General features: G+C 60.6%; 16 protein-coding genes and 1 riboswitch. Of the genes, 14 read left to right on the forward strand and 2 right to left on the reverse strand.

Annotated elements, in window-relative coordinates; genetic code table 11:
- Window positions 1-162: 162 nt before the first annotated feature.
- Window positions 163-1854 carry a M3 family oligoendopeptidase gene (locus tag I5P96_RS03140; protein ID WP_223383071.1) on the reverse strand — a complete coding sequence of 564 codons (1692 nt, stop codon included), beginning with the start codon at window positions 1852-1854 and terminating at the stop codon, window positions 163-165.
- 499 nt (window positions 1855-2353) lie between these two features.
- Window positions 2354-2449: riboswitch (THF riboswitch) on the forward strand.
- Between the two features lie 141 nt (window positions 2450-2590).
- Between I5P96_RS03140 and I5P96_RS03145 the strand changes: the two genes are divergently transcribed.
- From I5P96_RS03145 to I5P96_RS03180, 8 genes are all read left to right on the forward strand, one after another.
- Window positions 2591-3106, forward strand: a complete 516-nt coding sequence (locus tag I5P96_RS03145) for a folate family ECF transporter S component (protein ID WP_118553961.1) — start codon at window positions 2591-2593, stop codon at window positions 3104-3106.
- Window positions 3107-3172: 66 nt separating this feature from the next.
- On the forward strand, window positions 3173-4444 hold the full coding sequence (locus I5P96_RS03150) for a bifunctional folylpolyglutamate synthase/dihydrofolate synthase (protein WP_223383072.1): 1272 nt from the start codon (window positions 3173-3175) through the stop codon (window positions 4442-4444).
- Between the two features lie 633 nt (window positions 4445-5077).
- Window positions 5078-6454 (forward strand): MATE family efflux transporter, encoded by a 1377-nt coding sequence (locus I5P96_RS03155; protein WP_223383073.1) that lies wholly within the window; start codon window positions 5078-5080, stop codon window positions 6452-6454.
- Window positions 6455-6472: 18 nt separating this feature from the next.
- Window positions 6473-7225 (forward strand): exodeoxyribonuclease III, encoded by a 753-nt coding sequence (locus tag I5P96_RS03160; protein ID WP_097791336.1) that lies wholly within the window; start codon window positions 6473-6475, stop codon window positions 7223-7225.
- A gap of 37 nt (window positions 7226-7262) precedes the next feature.
- Window positions 7263-7745 (forward strand): COG2426 family protein, encoded by a 483-nt coding sequence (locus I5P96_RS03165; RefSeq protein ID WP_097791335.1) that lies wholly within the window; start codon window positions 7263-7265, stop codon window positions 7743-7745.
- 384 nt (window positions 7746-8129) lie between these two features.
- The gene (locus I5P96_RS03170; RefSeq protein ID WP_223383074.1) at window positions 8130-9518 is read left to right on the forward strand and encodes a Sapep family Mn(2+)-dependent dipeptidase; all 1389 of its coding nucleotides are present in this window, start codon (window positions 8130-8132) and stop codon (window positions 9516-9518) included.
- Complete coding sequence (locus I5P96_RS03175) at window positions 9518-9940, forward strand: DUF3842 family protein (RefSeq protein WP_223383075.1); 423 nt, start codon at window positions 9518-9520, stop codon at window positions 9938-9940. The genes I5P96_RS03170 and I5P96_RS03175 overlap by 1 nt, the downstream gene beginning before the upstream one ends.
- A 79-nt stretch (window positions 9941-10019) precedes the next feature.
- Window positions 10020-11120: a glycosyltransferase family 2 protein gene (locus I5P96_RS03180; RefSeq protein ID WP_223383077.1), complete on the forward strand. Its 1101-nt coding sequence runs from the start codon at window positions 10020-10022 to the stop codon at window positions 11118-11120.
- A gap of 98 nt (window positions 11121-11218) precedes the next feature.
- Here I5P96_RS03180 and epsC read toward each other — a convergent pair whose 3' ends face one another.
- A complete protein-coding gene (gene epsC / locus I5P96_RS03185) occupies window positions 11219-11890 on the reverse strand; it encodes a serine O-acetyltransferase EpsC (protein WP_118553953.1) in 672 nt (223 codons plus the stop codon).
- Between the two features lie 440 nt (window positions 11891-12330).
- Between epsC and I5P96_RS03190 the strand changes: the two genes are divergently transcribed.
- From I5P96_RS03190 to I5P96_RS03215, 6 genes are all read left to right on the forward strand, one after another.
- Window positions 12331-13521 (forward strand): dihydroorotase, encoded by a 1191-nt coding sequence (locus I5P96_RS03190; RefSeq protein WP_223383079.1) that lies wholly within the window; start codon window positions 12331-12333, stop codon window positions 13519-13521.
- Window positions 13522-13602: 81 nt separating this feature from the next.
- The gene (gene pyrF / locus I5P96_RS03195; RefSeq protein ID WP_118553951.1) at window positions 13603-14469 is read left to right on the forward strand and encodes an orotidine-5'-phosphate decarboxylase; all 867 of its coding nucleotides are present in this window, start codon (window positions 13603-13605) and stop codon (window positions 14467-14469) included.
- Window positions 14450-15223 carry a dihydroorotate dehydrogenase electron transfer subunit gene (locus tag I5P96_RS03200; protein WP_118553950.1) on the forward strand — a complete coding sequence of 258 codons (774 nt, stop codon included), beginning with the start codon at window positions 14450-14452 and terminating at the stop codon, window positions 15221-15223. Before pyrF ends, I5P96_RS03200 begins: the two co-directional genes overlap by 20 nt.
- Window positions 15223-16149, forward strand: coding sequence for a dihydroorotate dehydrogenase (locus I5P96_RS03205; RefSeq protein WP_097791327.1), 927 nt, complete (start codon window positions 15223-15225; stop codon window positions 16147-16149). Before I5P96_RS03200 ends, I5P96_RS03205 begins: the two co-directional genes overlap by 1 nt.
- 145 nt (window positions 16150-16294) lie before the next feature.
- Window positions 16295-16888 (forward strand): orotate phosphoribosyltransferase, encoded by a 594-nt coding sequence (gene pyrE, locus I5P96_RS03210; protein WP_223383081.1) that lies wholly within the window; start codon window positions 16295-16297, stop codon window positions 16886-16888.
- Between the two features lie 33 nt (window positions 16889-16921).
- On the forward strand, window positions 16922-18028 hold the full coding sequence (locus tag I5P96_RS03215; protein ID WP_223383083.1) for a carbamoyl phosphate synthase small subunit: 1107 nt from the start codon (window positions 16922-16924) through the stop codon (window positions 18026-18028).
- The last annotated feature ends 1 nt before the right edge of the window (window position 18029 follow it).

Consider the following 18029-nt stretch of genomic DNA (forward strand, 5'->3'; position numbering starts at 1 on the left):
CGCAATACCGAAGGGCTTCTTGTTTGCTTTCATGAACTCCATGAATGCAATCTCTTTCGCATTCTTATTATATGCAATCCGGGCGAGTTTGTCAAGAAGAGCACGAACGCCACGATATAGCAAAACGCGCGCGGGAACTCAAGAGGTTTCGTTCGGTTTCGTTCAGACCTGATGAGCGGCGATCCACTGCTCCATTTCCTCGGCGATGGCCTTGATGGAACCATCGGTGAAGGGAACCTTCAGACCGGCCGTCTCGCACAGTTCTGCGTAGCTGGCCATACCGGCGCGGCGCACCAGTCGGAGGTAGCGCTGCCAGGCGTCCTTGTGGTCCTTGAGGCTGAGCAGGAAGAACTGCAAAGCGGCCATGGTGGACAGGCAGTAGTCGATATAATAGAACGGGCACTCATAGATGTGGAGCTGACGCTGCCAGCCTGCGCCGCGGCCGTAGAAGGGCAGGTTGTCGAAGTCAATCCAGGGGCGGTACTTGTGTTCCAGCTCCAGCCAGACGGCGTTCCGCTCGTCGGGGGCCAGGTCGGGATTCTGGTACATCCGGTGCTGGAATTCATCCACGATACAGCCATAGGCCAGGAAGAGGAAGCTGTCCTCGGCGTGGAGCAGGGCGTATTTCTCGGTGTCCTTGCCGAAGAGCAGATGATGCCAGGGGGCCGTCAGGAACTCCATGGCCATCGAGTGGATCTCGGCGCTCTCCATACCGGGGCATTCCAGGTCGGCGGGGACTTTCGGGTCCCGCTCGGCCACATAGCCCTCAAAGGCATGGCCGCACTCGTGGGTCAGCACGTCCACGTCGGCGGAGGTGTTGTTCCAGTTGGCAAAGATGAAGGGAGCCTTGTAGGCGGGCAGGCTGGTCATATAGCCGCCGGACATCTTGCCGGGGCGGCTCTCGACATCGAACAGCTCGTTGTCCTGCATGAAGTCGATGAATGCGGCGGTCTCCGGGCTCAGCTCATGGTACATGGTGCGGGCGGCGGCCATCCGGGCGTCATAGCCCTCGATGGGCCTGGGGTTGCCGTCCCGGAAAGAGACCGGCAGGTCGGTGAAGGTCAGGTGCTCGATGCCGGTGCGCTTTTTGCGCAGCTCGATGACCTTTTTCAGCTGAGGGACCACATCGTTGGCCACCTGGTCGCGGAACTTCCGGATCTCTTCCGGGCCGTAGCCGATGCGGTTCATCCGCACGTAGGAAAGCTCACTGTAATCGTGGTAGCCCAAGATCTTTGCCTGCTCGTTCAGGTTCTTGACGATCTTGGTGTACAGCTCGTCCAGTTCGGCGCGGTGGGCGTCGAAGTAACCGGCCTCGGCCTCGTAGGCGGCGCGGCGGACGGCGGGGTCCAGATTCTCCTTATAAGGGCCAAGCTGGGGGATGGTCAGCTGCTTGCCGTCGAACGCGACCAGTGCACCGCCGTAGACCTGCTGGTACTGGCTGACCAGCGCGTTGTACTCCTTCTGGAGGTCGATGGTGCGGTCATCCATGCCCAGCACGGCGTTCTTCATGCCGGCCACGCAGGTGGTGCCGAAGGCCTCGGTCAGGGCATCGACGTGGGGGTTGGCCAGGAAGGCCCGGCTGATCTCCACGCTGGCGTTCTGCACGGCAGGGCCGTTGGCATCGAAGAAGTCCTGCTCAGCCTTCCAGGCGGCATCGCGGGTGTCGCAGGTGTAGTGGATGGAAGCCAGGTTGGCGGCGGTGTTGTAATCGGCAAATGCGCGGCTCTGCTCGTAGTAGACCGCGACCAGCGCTTCGCCGGAGGCAGCGGATTCGGCTTTGGCGGCCAGCTCTTTGCAGCGGGCCAGCAGCGCGTCGATGTCCGGGCGGGTGTAAGTCATCTCATGGAATTTCATAGACGGATACGTCCTTTCTGTATTAAGTTTGTTCCATCTTATCACGTTTTGCGCTGACAGTCAAAGAAAACTGTGCATGGCTTGACTTTTCACCACAGGCGCGTATAATAAAAGTGATGAATGTAAACGAGTTTCCATGGAGACTCACAACAGCAAGCAAGAAGCCCCCCGGAGCGGCAACTCCGAGGGGCTTCTGCTTTTTAGTGCTTACCGCTCTTGAACAGGTCGTCAAGCCACTTGCAGACGTAGTAAGCGGCTACGCTTGCTGCGACGGACTGGATGAATGTAAACACTGCTTCCATGGAGCTCACCTCCTTTCCATGAAAATGGGCCGGAGTGGAGCGGCACTTACAGGATATCACAAACTTCGACCAAAAGCAACGCAGGCAAGAAGAATGACATTTAGGCAGAACTCCCAAAAAAGAATGCCTCAAATTGTGAAATCTGTGGCAGAGGTGCGATTGAAACCGCCCGAAAAAAGGCATATAATAGCAGTATCAACAGAGTAAGACCATGCGCGTTAAGTGCCGCATCAACGGGGAGTTGTGCTGCGGACGAAGGGAGACCCGCGGTGCATGGTCTGCATCCCGCTGCTGCATGGACTTGGGTGCAGGCGAGACCGGCTGCGGCCCTGCCTGGAAGTGAAACTTGTTGGATTCACGCCCTCCTTTGTGCGGTTCGTCACAGGGGAGGGCGCTTTGTCTTCTCCTGCATCATCCGGAATGGAGGATCAACGATGAATCATTCCAAATTGTCCGTTCGTACCCTGACGATGCTGGCCCTGCTCACGGCCATGAGCATCATCTTTGCCCGCGTGTTCACGGTGTCCACCGGATTCCTGCGGTTCAACCTGGGCGCTCTGCCCACCCACCTGGCAGCAGTCTGGTTCGGCCCGGCGGGCGGTTTTGTCGTGGGCGCACTGGCCGACATGATCGGCGGCACCCTGTCCGGCTATTCCATCAACCCGCTCATCACGCTGGGAGCCGGTTCAGTGGGTCTGGTGTCCGGTCTGCTGTACCGGTCTCTGCATGAGATGCGCCTGGGCCTGCGGCTGCAGATCAGCATTCTGGCAGGCCATCTGGTGGGCTCTGTGGTCATCAACTCGCTGGCCCTCCACCTCTTCTACGGCTACCAGTGGGCGCTGCTGGCTGCCCGCATCCCCAATGCGCTGGTGCTGAGCGTGGTGAACACCCTCCTCGTCCGCATCCTGCTGGAAAACAAGGCGCTGACCGCTCTGGTCCGAAAAGCATAAAAAGCATAAACCAGACCCTCTCTGTCTGCATAGATGGAGAGGGTCTCTCTGAAGGAACGTGGCATCATGAACTATGAAGAAGCAATGCAATACATCCACGCGGTGCAGTGGGCGGGGCATAAGCCCGGCCTGACTCGCACCCGCACCCTTCTGGCTGCGCTGGGCGACCCCCACAAGCGGCTGAAGTTCGTCCATGTGGCGGGCACCAACGGCAAGGGAAGCACCGCAGCCATGCTGGCGTCCTGCCTGCAGGCGGCGGGGTATCGGGTGGGGCTGTACACCTCTCCCTTCATCAACCGGTTCAATGAGCGCATTCAGGTGAACGGCGAGCAGATCAGCGACGAGGAACTGGTGCGCCTGGTGGAAACGATCCGGCCCGCCGCAGATGCCATGGCCGATGTGCCCACCGAGTTCGAGATCATCACAGCGCTGGGCATGCTCTGCTTTGCCGAGCAGCACTGCGACATCGTGGTACTGGAAGTGGGTCTGGGCGGTGCGCTGGATTCCACCAACGTCATCGACCCGCCGGAGTGTGCGGTCATCACGGCGCTGGGCATGGACCATGTGAAGGAGCTTGGCCCCACCATCGCGGACATCGCAGCGGCCAAGGCGGGCATCCTCAAGCCGGGCAGTCCGGTGGTGAGCTACGGCGGTGTGCCGGAGGCCGACGCCGTCATCGCCCGCACGGCGGCAGAGCAGAACGCCCCGCTCCATGTGGTCGATTTTTCGAAGCTGACGGTGGAGGGCGGCGACCTGGACGAAGTGACCTTTGACTTCGACGGCCTGAACGGGGTGCGCCTGCCGCTCATTGGCAGCTACCAGCCCCGGAATGCCGCCGTCGCCATCACGGTGCTGCGGGTGCTGCGGGAAAAGGGCTGGAACATCCCGGAGGAGGCCATCCGGCAGGGGCTGGAGACCGTCCGCTGGCCGGGCCGGTTCGAACTGCTGCGGCACACGCCCGCCTTCCTGCTGGACGGCAGCCACAACGCCCACGGGATGCGGGCCACGGTCCAGAGCCTGAACGACCGTTTCCCCGGCCAGAAATTCGTCTTTCTGCTCAGCATCATGACCGACAAGGACGTGGACGAGATGCTGGAGCTTCTGCTCCCGCTGGCAAACCGGTTCGTGACGGTGGCAGCGCATACCCCGCGCGCCATGCCCGCCGAAACGCTGGCGGAGCACATTCGGGTGCGGGGCGGCACGGCGGAGCCTGCCCCGTCCATCGAAGCCGGAGTGGCCCGCGCAGTGGAGCTGGGCGGCACCGGCCCTGTCTGTGCGCTGGGGACGCTGTACTTCTCCGGCGAGGTGCGGGAAGCCTTTCGGAAAATTCAAACGTGAACCTTCGTACAACCTCTCGGTCTCGCCGCTTGCGCTCGACAGCTCTCCTGGTAGGAGAGGTGGCAATGCAAAGCATTGACGGAGAGGTTGTATCAGCGAAAACTTAAAAACAACAACGAAAAAGCGCTTCCCCATGCAGGTTGGGGAAGCGCTTTTTCTGTCCCGTACAGGACAGGGTAAATGATAAGAAGGTAAATGAAGAAAATAGCAATATAAATTAGAAGGATGAACACAAGAGCCGTGGGGGCAAAGCGCGTCGCAGCCGTTGTATCCCACTGCCACTCTTGTTGGATACAAGATAGCACTTTTCGAAGCAAAATGCAAGAGGTTTTTTGAAAAAAGTTCTGGAAATCGAACAAAAATCTGATATTTTGTCACAACGCACAAAATTGGCGGGACATTCTCGGCAAAACTGATAAAACAAGCTCCCCTAGCACCGGGAACATCCGCAAAAACACGTGGGTAGGGAAAGAATCTGCAAAACCCGCAGATGGATTCTTTACAACCGAAACCGGGTGTGTTAAGATGAATACAAGCATGTTAAAATGCGGTACTGCGGCCTGCAAAGACGGCAGGAGGGGAGCAGGGCCTTTTTGCGCCCGGCGGCCCGGAAAACGAAACGTGAGGAACTCTATGGAACGAACGATCACCAAAGAAAAAATCCGGTTCGGCGGGCGGGAGCCGCTGTTCACCCAGAAAGAGCTGCTGCTTCTGACCGGCCCGCTGCTGGTGGAGCAGCTGCTGGAAGTGACGGTGGGCATGGCGGATACGATGATGGTCTCCCGCTGCGGCGAAGCGGCCATCTCCGGCGTCAGCCTGGTGGATATGATCAACAACCTCATCATCGTGCTGTTTGCGGCGCTGGCCACGGGCGGTGCGGTGGTGGTCAGCCAGTATCTGGGGGCCAGAGAGCAGAAGCATGCGGATGCCAGCGCCGGTCAGCTCATCCTGCTCAGCGGCCTGTTCGGCGCGGCGGTGGGCGTCGTCTGCTTTGTGATGGCCCGGCCCATGATCCGCCTGTTTTACGGCTCGATCGAAGCCGATGTGCTGGACGCCGGTGTGCGCTACCTGAAGGTCATTGCCCTGAGCTATCCGTTCCTGGCGCTGTACAATGGCGGGGCCGCCCTGTTCCGGAGCATGGGCAACTCCAAGATCTCAATGCAGATCAGCCTGTTGATGAACGTTATCAACATCGTGGGCAACGCCGTCTGCATCTTCGGTCTGAAAATGGGCGTTGAGGGTGTTGCGTGGCCCAGCGTCCTCTCCCGCGTGGTGGCAGCGGCTCTGATCCTGCGCAAGTGCTATCATAAGGAGACCGGCAATGTGCTGAGCGTTCCCAAAACGCTGCGGCTGGATGCCGGGCTGTCCCGGCGTATCCTGGGCATCGGCATCCCGTCTGCCTTTGAGAATAGTTTATTCGAGGCAGGCCGCATCCTTGTGGTCAGCATGATCTCGACGTTTGGCACGGTGCAGATCGCCGCCAACGCTGTGGCCAACAACCTTGACGGCATGGGCGTCATCCCCGGCAAGGCGATCAGCCTGGCCATGATCACGGTCGTGGGCCGGTGCATCGGCGCGGGGGATCACGAACAGGCCATCTATTACACCCGCAAGCTGCTGCTCTGGGCGTACCTTACCATGAGCCTTTCCAATGGCGCGATCCTGCTGTTCGTGAAGCCGCTGGTGGGCATCTATGCACTTTCCGGCGCGACCATGGAACTGGCCGTTCTGCTGGTGCAGATCCATGCGGGCTGCGCCTTGTTCCTGTGGCCGACTTCCTTCGTGCTGCCCAACGCGCTGCGCGCTGCCAACGACGTGAAGTTCACAATGGTGGTATCCATCCTCAGCATGGCGTTCTGGCGGCTGGGCTTCAGCTACCTCATCTGTGTCCGGATGGGGCTGGGCGCGGTCGGTGTCTGGATCGCCATGGTGGTGGACTGGGTCTGCCGCGTGACCTGTTTTGCCGCCCGCTTCCACAGCGGTGCATGGAAGACGAAATATCAAGCATAACATCAAAGGAGCGATGTGATGAAACTCATCAGCTGGAACGTCAATGGCCTGCGGGCCTGCCTGACCCACGATTTTGCCGCGAGCTTTGCGGCGCTGGATGCCGATATCTTTTCGGTGCAGGAGACCAAGATGCAGCCCGGTCAGGCGGATTTCGCCCCGGAGGGCTACACCGAATACACCTATTCCGCCGAGAAGAAGGGCTACTCCGGCACGGCCTGCTGGTGCAGACAGCCGCCGCTGGCGGTGACGACCGGCATCGGCATCGAGGAACACGACCATGAAGGCCGGGTCCTGACGCTGGAATATCCGGCGTTCTACCTCGTCAACTGCTACACCCCCAACAGCCAGGACGGCCTGAAGCGGCTGGACTACCGGATGACCTGGGAGGATGCGTTCCGGGCCTATCTGCTGGCGCTGGATGCGAAAAAGCCGGTCATCCTCTGCGGCGACCTGAATGTCGCCCACACCGAACAGGACATCAAGAACGCGAAGACCAACCGGATGAGCGCGGGCTTCACCGACCAGGAGCGGGCCAAGATGACCGAGCTGCTGGAGGCCGGGTTTGCCGACAGCTTCCGGGTCCTCCACCCGGACGAGGTGAAATACAGCTGGTGGAGCTACCGCTTCCATGCCCGCGAGAAGAACGCAGGCTGGCGCATCGACTACTTTATCGTTTCCCGCCGCATTGCCGACAAGATCCGCGCGGCGGAGATCCACAACGAGATCTTCGGCTCCGACCACTGCCCGGTGGAACTGGTCATCGACCTGTGAGCTTCCATTCATTTTGAATCAACAAAGGAGAGTATCCATGCTCAAGAACTATCTGCTCGTCTTCTTCGTCTCGATGGTGCCCGTGGTGGAGCTGCGCGGTGCCATCCCCATCGGCCTGGGTCTGGGTCTGCCGGTGCTGCCCACCTACGTCATCTGTGTGCTGGGCAATATGCTGCCGGTGCCGTTCATCTATCTGTTCGCCCGGCGGTTCCTCATCTGGGGCTACCACAAGCCGGTCATCGGCCCCATCTGCCGGTTCTTCATCGTCAAGGGCGAAAAGGGAGGCCGCAAGCTGGAAGAGAAGGCCGGCAAAGGTCTGACCGTGGCGCTGCTGCTCTTCGTGGGCATCCCGCTGCCCGGCACCGGTGCCTGGACCGGTACGCTGGCGGCGTCCATCCTCGACATGAAGTTCAAGGATGTCCTCATCGCCTGCATGGGCGGTGTGCTGCTGGCCGGTATCATCATGGGCCTGGCCAGCATGGGCGTTCTGGGTGCGGCCAGCAGCCTGTTTGCGGTATGACCCTCTCAGTCATCGCTGCGCGATGCCAGCTCCCCCGAAGGGGGAGCCCTTGGCAGGCCGGGCAAACCCTGCTGTTCGCATGGGCCCAATTTGGCGCAAGGCAGCGGGCCCTGTCCGAATGGGCAGCGGCTGCGGGACAATGCTTGAACAAAGAACTCTTGTCAAACTGCCGTGAATCGAGACAGCAGAGCCCGGCCGTTCTCAAAATCAAAAAACCTTGCTCATCCAGCGCAGCCACCACCGACTCGCCAGTGGCTCCCCCTTCGGGGGAGCTGGCAAACCTGACACGGTTTGACTGAGAGGGTGAGGCTGGCAATCTTGCGCGAAATGTGTTAGAATAAACAGCAATGTGTCTGTTAAGACAAAAGAAAGGACGAACCAACCATGGATCAGGCTTTGAACCAGAAGATCGACGCATTCATTGCGGCGAACAAGGAGCAGTGGCTCAAGGATATTGAGGCACTTGTTTCCATCAACAGTGTGGAGAGCACCCCCGCAGAGGGCGCACCCTTTGGCCAGGGTGCACGCGCAGCGCTGGATAAGACGCTGGAACTGGCCGCAGGCATGGGCTTTGCCACCCGCAACTGCGAAAACTACATCGGCTATGCAGAGCTGCCCGGCGCAGACGCCGAGAAGTATCTGGCCACCATCTGCCATGTGGACGTCGTGCCCGAAGGCAACGGCTGGACGGGCGACCCGTTCCAGATGGAGGTCCGGGACGGCTGGCTCATTGGCCGCGGTGTGGCCGACGACAAAGGCCCCATGATCACCATCCTGTATGCCCTGAAGTTCCTCAAGGAGCAGGGCTATTCGCTCAAGTACCCCATCCGCGCTCTCGTCGGCGACAACGAGGAGACCAGCATGGCCGATGTGAAGTATTACCTCAAGCATTACCCGGCCCCGGTCTTCTGCTTCACCCCGGATGCGGAGTTCCCGGTCTGCAACGGCGAAAAGGGACACTTCGGCGCTGAGCTGGTCAGCCCGGTCTGCAACGGTGAGATCAAGGATTTCGTGGGCGGCGTGGCCAACAATGCCGTGCCGGACCGTGCCAGCGCGCTGGTCGAGACTGACATCACCAAGCTGAAGAACGCCCCCAACATCACGCTGGAGCCGGAAGGCAACGGCGTGCGCATCCGCGGCTGGGGCAAGTCCGGCCATGCAGCGACCCCGCAGGGCACCGTCAATGCCATCGGTCTGGTGGTGGACTACCTGCTGGACAACGGCCTGTGCAACGAGGCCGAGCGCGCCTATCTGGAAGCGCTGAAAAAGCTGCACTCTTCCACGGCCGGTGAGGGCATCGGTGTCGCCTGTGCCGACGGCCCCTTCGGCCCGCTGACCGTCATCGGCGGACGCATCTTCATGCGGGAGGGCAGATTCGTGCAGACGCTGGACAGCCGCTATCCCACCTGCACCACCGGCGACCGGATGGCAGAGCAGATCCGTGCGGCCATCGGCGAGGGCGCTTCCCTCGAAAACGTCGAGAGCGCGGAGCCGTTCTACATCGGGGCCGACACCCCTGCCATCAAGGCCTGCATCGACACCTACAACGAGGTCACCGGGGAGAACGCCACCCCGTTCACCATGGGCGGCGGCACCTACGCCCGCCACTTCCCCTATGCGGTCAGCTTTGGCCCGGAGCACAACGACGTCAAGCTGCCTGCTTTCGGCGGCCCGATGCACGGTGCCAACGAGTCGGCTCCCATCGACAAGCTGCTGGAGGCCATGAAGATCTACATCGTGGCGCTGCTGCGCCTTGAGGAGATCGACTTCTGATGGCGGCGAAGGTGCTTGTCATCGACGGGCAGGGCGGCGGTCTGGGCCGGCAGCTGGTGTCTGCCCTGGCAGCGGCCTGCCCGGAGGCAGAACTGACTGCTGTGGGCACCAACAGCCTGGCCGCGAACGCCATGCTCAAGGCGGGGGCTTCCCGCGCTGCCACCGGCGAGAACGCGGTGGTGGTCAACTGCCGCCGTGCAGACGTCATCGTGGGGCCCATCGGCATCGTCATTGCGGATGCCCTTCTGGGCGAGATCACCCCGGCCATGGCGGCTGCGGTCTGCCAGAGCGGGGCCAGAAGGGTGCTCGTGCCCATCAACCACTGCGAGAACTACGTGGTCGGTGTGCCGGATCAGCCCGTCAGCCAGCTTGTGGCGGCTGCGGCCCAGAAAGTGCAGGAACTTTGTTCCGCGATCGGTTGAGCGGACTTTTTTCAAACTTCTTGAAACAGGGAAGGCCGCATGTTAAAATAAGAGCGGAAAAGCTCTGGAGGAAATGCGGATGGAAACAAAGTGTGCAAAGCTGCCGCGGGTCAGCATCATCGTTCCGGTCTACAAGGTGGAAGCCTATCTTCGGACCTGTGTGGACAGCATTCTGGAACAACACTATGAGAATATCGAGATCATTCTTTTGGACGATGGTTCGCCGGACCGCTGCCCGATGATCTGCGAAGAATATGCACAAAAAGACTCGCGTATCCGGGTAATCCATCAGGAGAACCGGGGTCTGCCTGCGGCGCGGAACACGGGCCTGCGGGCAGCAAGCGGGGAGTGGATCATCTGTGTGGATTCGGATGATCTGTGGAAATCGGATCTGCTGGAATCGGTCATGGCGGTTGCGAGCGATGCAGTGGACCTGATCGCCTTCAGCTATATGCCGTATCCGGAAGGACAGCCGCTGCCGCAGCCCAGCCCGCTTCGCACGGGAACCTACCGCACCGGCGGGCGGGAACTGCTGAACGCGCTGCAGCTCGGTCTGCTGGATGAATATCACCGCGCCGTGCCGTATTATTTCGGAGCCTGCTGGATCGAACTGGTGCGGAGAGACTTTCTGGAAGAAAACCATCTCTATTTTGATGAGAGCCTGAAGCAGTGCGAAGATATGATCTGGAACCTGAACCTGCTGGAACGGGCGCATTCCGTGGGGCTTCTGGACAAAGACCTTTACTATTACCGGCTGCGTCCGGACTCCATGTGCCATATTCACGACAAGCGGCTGCCGGGCTATCTGGATACAGTCGATCAGCGGGTCGTGGAATTTGGTCAGCGGGAAAAGAAGGACGCAGACTTCTGGGCGGCCTACGATATCTGGCTCATGAAGACGTATGTTCGTCTGTTGGATAAGTGCTATTTCAACCCCGCAAATCCGGACGGCCCGGTCCAGGCCTGGCGCGCCTGGCGGAAGATGATCGACGACTGCCCGACGCTCCGGCACCTTTCGAAAGCGCCCCTCAAGGAATTTTGGAACAACCGGAAGCGTTATGTCCCACTGTTCTTTTTCCGGTTCCGGGTGCCGCTGTATCTGATGACACGGCTCACATACGGGAAATTGCAACGGCACGATCAGGGGTATGCGGACAGAGCCCGCCGCCGTGCGGAATGAGTTCCCATGTCGGCGCTTGAAAACACATCTTGACGGAAAAAAACATCCTGACCGGACGGATCCGGGTCAGGATGTTTTTTGCTGCGGCAGGATGCCGGTTATTTCGGGCTGCGTTTCCGAATGTCGTGGATGGTCGGCGGAACATCGCCCTGCGCGGCCTTCTCCATGGCACTGATGCGGCGGTCGAGGTCGGTGATGCGCTGGGCGACCACATCGGGCAGATCCTGCTGGTCGAGGTCGTCGGCGGGGTTGACAGCCTTGTTGTTGATGCGGACCACCTCGGCGGGTACACCGACGGCGGTGCAGTTGGCGGGCAGGTTCTTCAGCACCACGCTGCCCGCGCCGATGCGGGCATTGTCGCCGATGTAGACCGGGCCAAGCACCTTGGTGCCTGCGCCGATCAGCACGTTGTTGCCCAGCGTGGGGTGGCGCTTGCCGGTGTCCTTGCCGGTGCCGCCCAGCGTGACGCCGTGGTAGATGGTGCAGTTGTCACCGATCTCAGTCGTCTCGCCGAAGACGATGCCCATGCCGTGGTCGATGAACAGGCACCTGCCGATCCGGGCACCGGGGTGGATCTCGATGCCGGTCTTATGCCGGCCGCGCTGGCTGACCCACCGTGCCAGAAAAAAGTGCCCGCGCTCATACAGCCAGTGCGCGATGCGGTGATAGACCAGAATGTGAAAGCCGGGGTACAGCAGAATGACCTCCAGCACGCTGCGCGCGGCGGGGTCCTTGCGCTGGATGTTCCGTGCGTCCTCCAATAAACCCATGTGGGGAACCCTCCCTTTTCCAATGCCGCCCGCGGCGGCTCTCTCGTTTGAGTATTATGATAACACATCTGAACTTTAATGTACAGCATTTTGCTAGGGATTGCGGCCTCAAATTTCCGGTTCGGAGGGGGATTTTGGTTTTTCGGTAGAGTAGCTAAAATTTGCTGAGTTCGGCCCGAAACCTTTTTACAAAGAAAAAAGCCCGGAAGCATTGACACATTTCGCGCTTCTATGATAAAATATAACGAAACAAAATGCACGAACAAAGGAGACGCCGACATGCTGTCAAAAATGAACGCAAAACTGGAAAATCAGTTTGCTGCCTTTTTTGCAGTGGGTTCCGTGTTTCCTTTTTTGCGTGATTCGAACTTTTCCATTTGAGGAAAAGTTCTTTTTTTTGCCCAATCGAGCGCACACCAAAAACAGGGAGGTATCGTACCATGCTGCTTGTAAACGCTGTCAACACGGAAGGACGCCCCATGGAGCTGTTCGTCAGGGACGGAAAGATCGCGGCGGTCGGCCAGGATCTGGAGGCTCTGGCCGGGGAGAACGAGGTCGTTCTGGATGCCGGGGGGCTTACCGTGCTGCCCGCCTTCGTCGATCTGCACTGCCACTGGCGCACACCGGGCTTTGAATATAAGGAGGACATCGAAACGGGCAGCCGTGCAGCGGCTGCGGGCGGCTACACCTTCGTCAACCTGATGCCCAACACCAAGCCCGTCTGCTCTTCGGCTGCGCAGGCCGCAATGGTGGAGCAGAAGGCCGCAGAGGTGGGCCTGTGCGATGTGAACCAGACCGTCTCCATCACCGAGAACTTCGATGGCAAGACGCTGGACCACCTCAAGACCCTGCCCGCCAGCGTCCGGTTCATTACCGAAGACGGCCACGGTGTGCAGGACAACGCCACCATGGCGCGGGCCTTCGCCATCTGCACCCAGCGGGACATCACCGTGATGAGCCACGCCGAGGATATGGAGATCAGCCCCTGGGACTACCGCCTGGCCGAGGACATCGAGACGGTGCGCAACTGCTGGCTGAGCGAGTATTACCAGACCCGGCTCCACATGTGCCATGTGTCCACCCGCGGTGCCATCGAGGCCATCCAGATGGCCAAGCTGCGCGGGGCCCCCGTCACCTGCGAGGTGACCCCCCACCACCTGTGGTTCACCAAGGACACCTGCGACTACCGCGTCAATCCGCCCATCCGCACCGCAGACGATGTGGCCGCTCTTGTTGAGGCCATCCGCACTGGCGTGGTGGATGCCATCGCCACCGACCACGCACCCCACTCGGAAGAGGACAAGCTCAAGGGCATGGCCGGTATGGTGGGCAGCGAGACGGCCTTCGGCGTCTGCTACACCAAGCTCTGCAAGGAGGAGGGCCTGCCGCTGGAGCTGCTGGTCCACCTGATGAGCACCCGCCCGGCAGAGATCCTGGGTCTGGCCAAGGGCCAGCTGGAGCCCGGCTACGATGCCGACTTCGTGCTGGTGGATCTGGACACCCCCTATACGGTGGACAAGGACAAGCTCCACTCCAAATCCCACAACTGCCCCTTTGATGGCGCACAGCTCTACGGCAGGGTCTTTGCCACCGTCAAGGGCGGCGAGCTGACCTATCAGGCAGAAGCGTAAAAATAGAATCTCAAAACAGCATTCGCTGTTTTGAGATTCGCCTACATACATAAGAGTAAGAGAGCAACGGAGGAACCAACTATGACGAACATGGACAAACTGTACGAAGCTGTTGAGGCGCGCGGCCCGGTCTGCGTCGGCCTGGATACCGACTTCAGTTATCTGCCCGCGGACTTTGTGGACAGCACCCTGTCCAAGGGCGAGAACATCGTCCGCTTCAACAAACAGCTCATCGAAGCCACCAAGGCGGTCGCCGGCTGCTACAAAGTCCAGATCGCGTACTACGAGGCGCTGGGTCTGGACGGCATGAAAGCCTATGCCGACACCCTGAAGGCCGTCCGTGAGGCGGGTGTGCCCGTCATCGCCGACATCAAGCGCGGCGACATCGCCAAGACTGCTGAGATGTACGCCATGGGCCACTTCACCGGCGACTTTGAGGCCGACTTTGTCACCCTGGCCCCCTACATGGGTCTGGATTCCATCAGCCCCTATCTGCCCTACGCCGAAAAGCAGGGCAAGGGCATGTTCGTGCTCTGCCGCACCTCCAACGGCGGCGCCAAGGACTTCGAGTATGAGAAGCTGGCCGACGGCCGCCACGTCTACGACCTGGTGGGCGACAAACTGAACGCTCTGGGCAAGGACTACATGGGCGAGCACGGCTACTCCTCCATCGGTCTGGTCATCGGCGGCACCCACATCGAGGAGGCCACCGAGATCCGCGCCAAGTATCAGGACAGCTTCTTCCTCATCCCCGGCTACGGCGCACAGGGCGGCAAGGCCGAGGATATCGCCCAGTATCTCACCAAGGGCAATGGCGGTGTGGTCAACTCCAGCCGCGGCATCCTGCTGGCTTACAAGAAGCAGCCGGGCACTGCCTTTGACGAGGCTGCCTATAACGAGTGTGTGAACATGAAGGAGGCCATCGCCCATGCGTGCAGCCTGCTGTGAAGCCACCGTTCTGAGCCATGAGGTCATCGCGGCAGACATCCGCCTGCTGCGCGCCCTCTGGCCGGACCGCGAACATCTGCCCCACGCAGGTCAGTTCTTCACCCTGCGTGCCTGGGGTGCCGACGAGGCCCCCTTCCTCTCCCGGCCCATCAGCGTCCACAAGTGGGAGCCGGAGACCCAGACCATCGAGTTTCTGTATCAGGTCATCGGCGAGGGCACCCACAAGCTGGCCGCGCTGAAAAAGGGCGATACCTTCCAGCTGACCGGCCCGATGGGCAATGGGTTCGACATCCCGGCGCTGGCCGGACAGTATCGAAAGATCGCTGTGGTGGGCGGCGGCATCGGCACCGCGCCGATGTATCAGGTTACCCGCGAACTGGCCGCAGCAGGCGTCCGGCCCGATGTCTTCTTCGGCTTCCGGGATGCGCCCTACTGCATGGAGGAATACCGCTCCATCGCCAACCTCGTCAAGGTGTCCACCGACACCGGCGCGGTGGGCTTCCACGGCTTTGTCACCCAGCTGTATGACCCGGCGGATTACGACGCCGTCCTCGTCTGCGGCCCGACGGTCATGATGAAGAACGCTGCCCGCCTCTGCGCGGAGAAGGGGACCCCCTGCTTCGTCAGCCTGGAAAAGAAGATGGCCTGCGGCATCGGGGCCTGCCTCGGCTGCACCTGCGAGACCAGGGGCGGCGAAGGCAAGAGCGTGTGCAAGAATGGCCCGGTCTTTGATGCAACGGAGGTGTTCTTCTGATGGCAGATCTGAAAACGAACCTGTTGGGCTTTGTGATGAACAGCCCCATCATCGGCGCATCCGGCACGGTCGGCTACGGCGTCGAGTATGAGGAACTGGCCGATTTTTCCAGGATCGGCGGCATCTCCGGCAAGGGCCTGACCCTGCACGGCCAGTATGGCAACAAGGGAGAGCGCCTGTGGGAGACCCCCTCCGGCCTCATCAACAGCATCGGCCTGCAGAACCCCGGCGTCCAGCACTTCATTGACGTGGAACTGAACGAGATGCTGGAGCTGCGGCAGAAATACGGCACGGTGGTCATCGCGAACCTCGGCGGCCACAGCGAGGAAGAGTACGTCGAGGGCGCTGCGATGCTGAGCGACAGCGCCGTGGATATCGTGGAGCTGAACATCTCCTGCCCGAACGTCAAGGTGGGCGGCATGGCCTACGGAGTCAAGGCGGAAGCAGCCGGTGAAGTGGTCCGGATGGTCCGCGATGCCTGCAAAAAGCCGCTGATGGTCAAGCTCAGCCCCCAGGCCGAGAACATCCCGGAGATGTGCAAGGCCGTCGAGGCAGCCGGTGCGGATGCCATCAGCCTGACCAACACCTTCCAGGCCTGCGCCATCGACCTCGAAAAGCGCAAGCCGGTCTTCAACAATATTTTCGCGGGCCTGTCCGGCCCGGCGGTCCGCCCCATCGCACTGCGGATGGTCTGGCAGGCTGTGGGTGCCGTGAACATCCCGGTCGTGGGTCTGGGCGGCATTGCCACCGGCCGCGACGCGCTGGAGTTCATCATGGCCGGTGCCACGGCCGTGCAGGTGGGCGCTGCCAACTTTGCGAACCCCCGCGCCATGGAGACCATCGCCGAGGAGATGGCCGCATGGATGGACAAGAACGGCGTCAAGACGCTGGACGAGATCCGCGGCTGCGCCCGCAGCAATGGATAAAACTTTGGATTAACCGCATAAAAATGCAAATATTCACAAGAAACAGAAAATCAGTGAATAAATTTGCGTTTCCATAAAAAGCGTGGTACAATACTGCGTGATCGTACGAAAAACACGAACTGCAACAAAGAGAGGGAGAAGTACAATGAGTGAAGCACTTGAGATCCTGAAGAGCTGTGACGCATTCCTGGAGGGCCATTTCCTGCTCTCCTCCGGCCGCCATTCCAGCGCCTACTGCCAGATGGCCTATCTGCAGCAGTATCCCGACCGCTGCGCCGAGGTCATGAAGGCCGTGGCTGACAAGGTCAAGGAGCTGGACGTGGATGTCATCGTCGGCCCGGCCATGGGCGGCATCGTCTACGCTTACGAGCTGGCCCGCCAGACCGGCAAGCGCGCCATTTTCACCGAGCGCGTTGAGAATGTGATGACCCTGAAGCGCTTTGCCATCCATCCGGGTGAGAAGTGCCTGATCGCGGAGGACGTTGTGACCACCGGCATCTCCTCTCTGGAGACCAAGCGCGTCATCGAGGAGAACGGCGGCATCTGCGTGGGCATCACCTGCGTGGTAGACCGCACCAAGCCCGAAGCTCCGTCGCCCATCCCCATCGTGGCAAGCGCCCTCAAGCTGGACCTGCCCAACTACGCACCCGAAGAGTGCCCCATCTGCAAGGAGGGCAAGCTGCCGCTGGTCCATCTGGGCAGCCGCAAGATGAAGCAGGAAGCGAAGCAGACCCTGTAAGGCCGCGCATCTGTGTTGAAACAAGGAGTACCTATGAACGCATATCTTCTTTTGGCGAACGGCATGGTCTTTGCGGGCCAGTCGGTGGGCGCAGAGGGCGTCACCGTGGGCGAGGTCGTCTTTGCCACCGGTATGGTCGGCTTTGAAGAGACCCTGACCGACCCCAGCTATTATGGCCAGATCATCACCCAGACTTACCCCCTCATCGGCAACTATGGCATGAACCAGGGCGACATGGAGTCCGATCGCATCTGGGCCAGGGGCTACATCGTGCGCGAAGCCTGCACCACGCCCTCCAACTGGCGCTGTGAGGAGACGCTGGACAGCTTTTTGAAGAAAAACAACACCATCGGCATCGAGGGCATCGACACCCGCCACCTGACCCGCATCATCCGGGAGAGCGGCGTGATGAACGGCGCCATCCTGACCACCTTTGACCCCGCAGACCCGGCCAACAAAGCCGAGACGGACAAGCTGCTGGAGACCATCCGCGCCTATACCGTGACCGATGCGGTCAAGAACGTCACCTGCGCAGCGCCCGAAGTTTTTAACGAGAAGGGCGAGACCCACATCGTGCTGATGCACTACGGCTGCAAGCGGAACATTGTGCGGTGCCTGGTCAAGCGTGGCTGCAAGGTCACGGTCATGCCGGCCTTCGCCACCGCCGAGGAAGTGGCAGCTCTGAATCCGGACGGCATCATGCTGTCCAACGGCCCCGGCGACCCCGCCGAGCCGGTGGAGGTCATCGAGAACCTCCGCCATATCTTCGAACTGGGCATCCCCACCTTCGGCATTTGCCTGGGCCACCAGCTCTCCGCTCTGGCCGCCGGTGCCAAGACCATGAAGCTCAAGTACGGTCACCGCGGTGCCAACCAGCCCGTCACCGACTTTGAGTCCGGCCGCACCTTCATCACCAGCCAGAACCACGGCTATGCAGTCGTGGGCGACGAGCTGCCCGCCGAGATGGGCGAGGTAGCTCAGGTGAACGCCAACGACGGCACCTGCGAGGGCATCAAATACAAAAAGTGGAACTGCTTCACCGTCCAGTTCCACCCCGAAGCGAACGGCGGCCCCAAGGACACCGAGTTCCTGTTCGACCGCTTCCTGAACAACGTCAAAGCAGCAAAGGAGGCACGCTGAA

The sequence above is a fragment of the Faecalibacterium prausnitzii genome (assembly GCF_019967995.1).
GTDB lineage: Bacteria > Bacillota > Clostridia > Oscillospirales > Ruminococcaceae > Faecalibacterium > Faecalibacterium prausnitzii_E.

What these genes read in the sequence shown, in the direction of transcription:
- I5P96_RS03200 (WP_118553950.1), top strand. Translation starts at nt 14,450, where the DNA reads ATGCGTGCAGCCTGCTGTGAAGCCACCGTTCTGAGCCATGAGGTCATC.
- I5P96_RS03205 (WP_097791327.1), top strand. Translation starts at nt 15,223, where the DNA reads ATGGCAGATCTGAAAACGAACCTGTTGGGCTTTGTGATGAACAGCCCC.
- epsC (WP_118553953.1), bottom strand. Translation starts at nt 11,890, where the DNA reads ATGGGTTTATTGGAGGACGCACGGAACATCCAGCGCAAGGACCCCGCC.
- I5P96_RS03160 (WP_097791336.1), top strand. Translation starts at nt 6,473, where the DNA reads ATGAAACTCATCAGCTGGAACGTCAATGGCCTGCGGGCCTGCCTGACC.
- pyrE (WP_223383081.1), top strand. Translation starts at nt 16,295, where the DNA reads ATGAGTGAAGCACTTGAGATCCTGAAGAGCTGTGACGCATTCCTGGAG.
- I5P96_RS03180 (WP_223383077.1), top strand. Translation starts at nt 10,020, where the DNA reads ATGGAAACAAAGTGTGCAAAGCTGCCGCGGGTCAGCATCATCGTTCCG.
- I5P96_RS03165 (WP_097791335.1), top strand. Translation starts at nt 7,263, where the DNA reads ATGCTCAAGAACTATCTGCTCGTCTTCTTCGTCTCGATGGTGCCCGTG.
- I5P96_RS03140 (WP_223383071.1), bottom strand. Translation starts at nt 1,854, where the DNA reads ATGAAATTCCATGAGATGACTTACACCCGCCCGGACATCGACGCGCTG.
- I5P96_RS03190 (WP_223383079.1), top strand. Translation starts at nt 12,331, where the DNA reads ATGCTGCTTGTAAACGCTGTCAACACGGAAGGACGCCCCATGGAGCTG.
- I5P96_RS03155 (WP_223383073.1), top strand. Translation starts at nt 5,078, where the DNA reads ATGGAACGAACGATCACCAAAGAAAAAATCCGGTTCGGCGGGCGGGAG.
- pyrF (WP_118553951.1), top strand. Translation starts at nt 13,603, where the DNA reads ATGACGAACATGGACAAACTGTACGAAGCTGTTGAGGCGCGCGGCCCG.
- I5P96_RS03215 (WP_223383083.1), top strand. Translation starts at nt 16,922, where the DNA reads ATGAACGCATATCTTCTTTTGGCGAACGGCATGGTCTTTGCGGGCCAG.
- I5P96_RS03175 (WP_223383075.1), top strand. Translation starts at nt 9,518, where the DNA reads ATGGCGGCGAAGGTGCTTGTCATCGACGGGCAGGGCGGCGGTCTGGGC.
- I5P96_RS03150 (WP_223383072.1), top strand. Translation starts at nt 3,173, where the DNA reads ATGAACTATGAAGAAGCAATGCAATACATCCACGCGGTGCAGTGGGCG.
- I5P96_RS03170 (WP_223383074.1), top strand. Translation starts at nt 8,130, where the DNA reads ATGGATCAGGCTTTGAACCAGAAGATCGACGCATTCATTGCGGCGAAC.
- I5P96_RS03145 (WP_118553961.1), top strand. Translation starts at nt 2,591, where the DNA reads ATGAATCATTCCAAATTGTCCGTTCGTACCCTGACGATGCTGGCCCTG.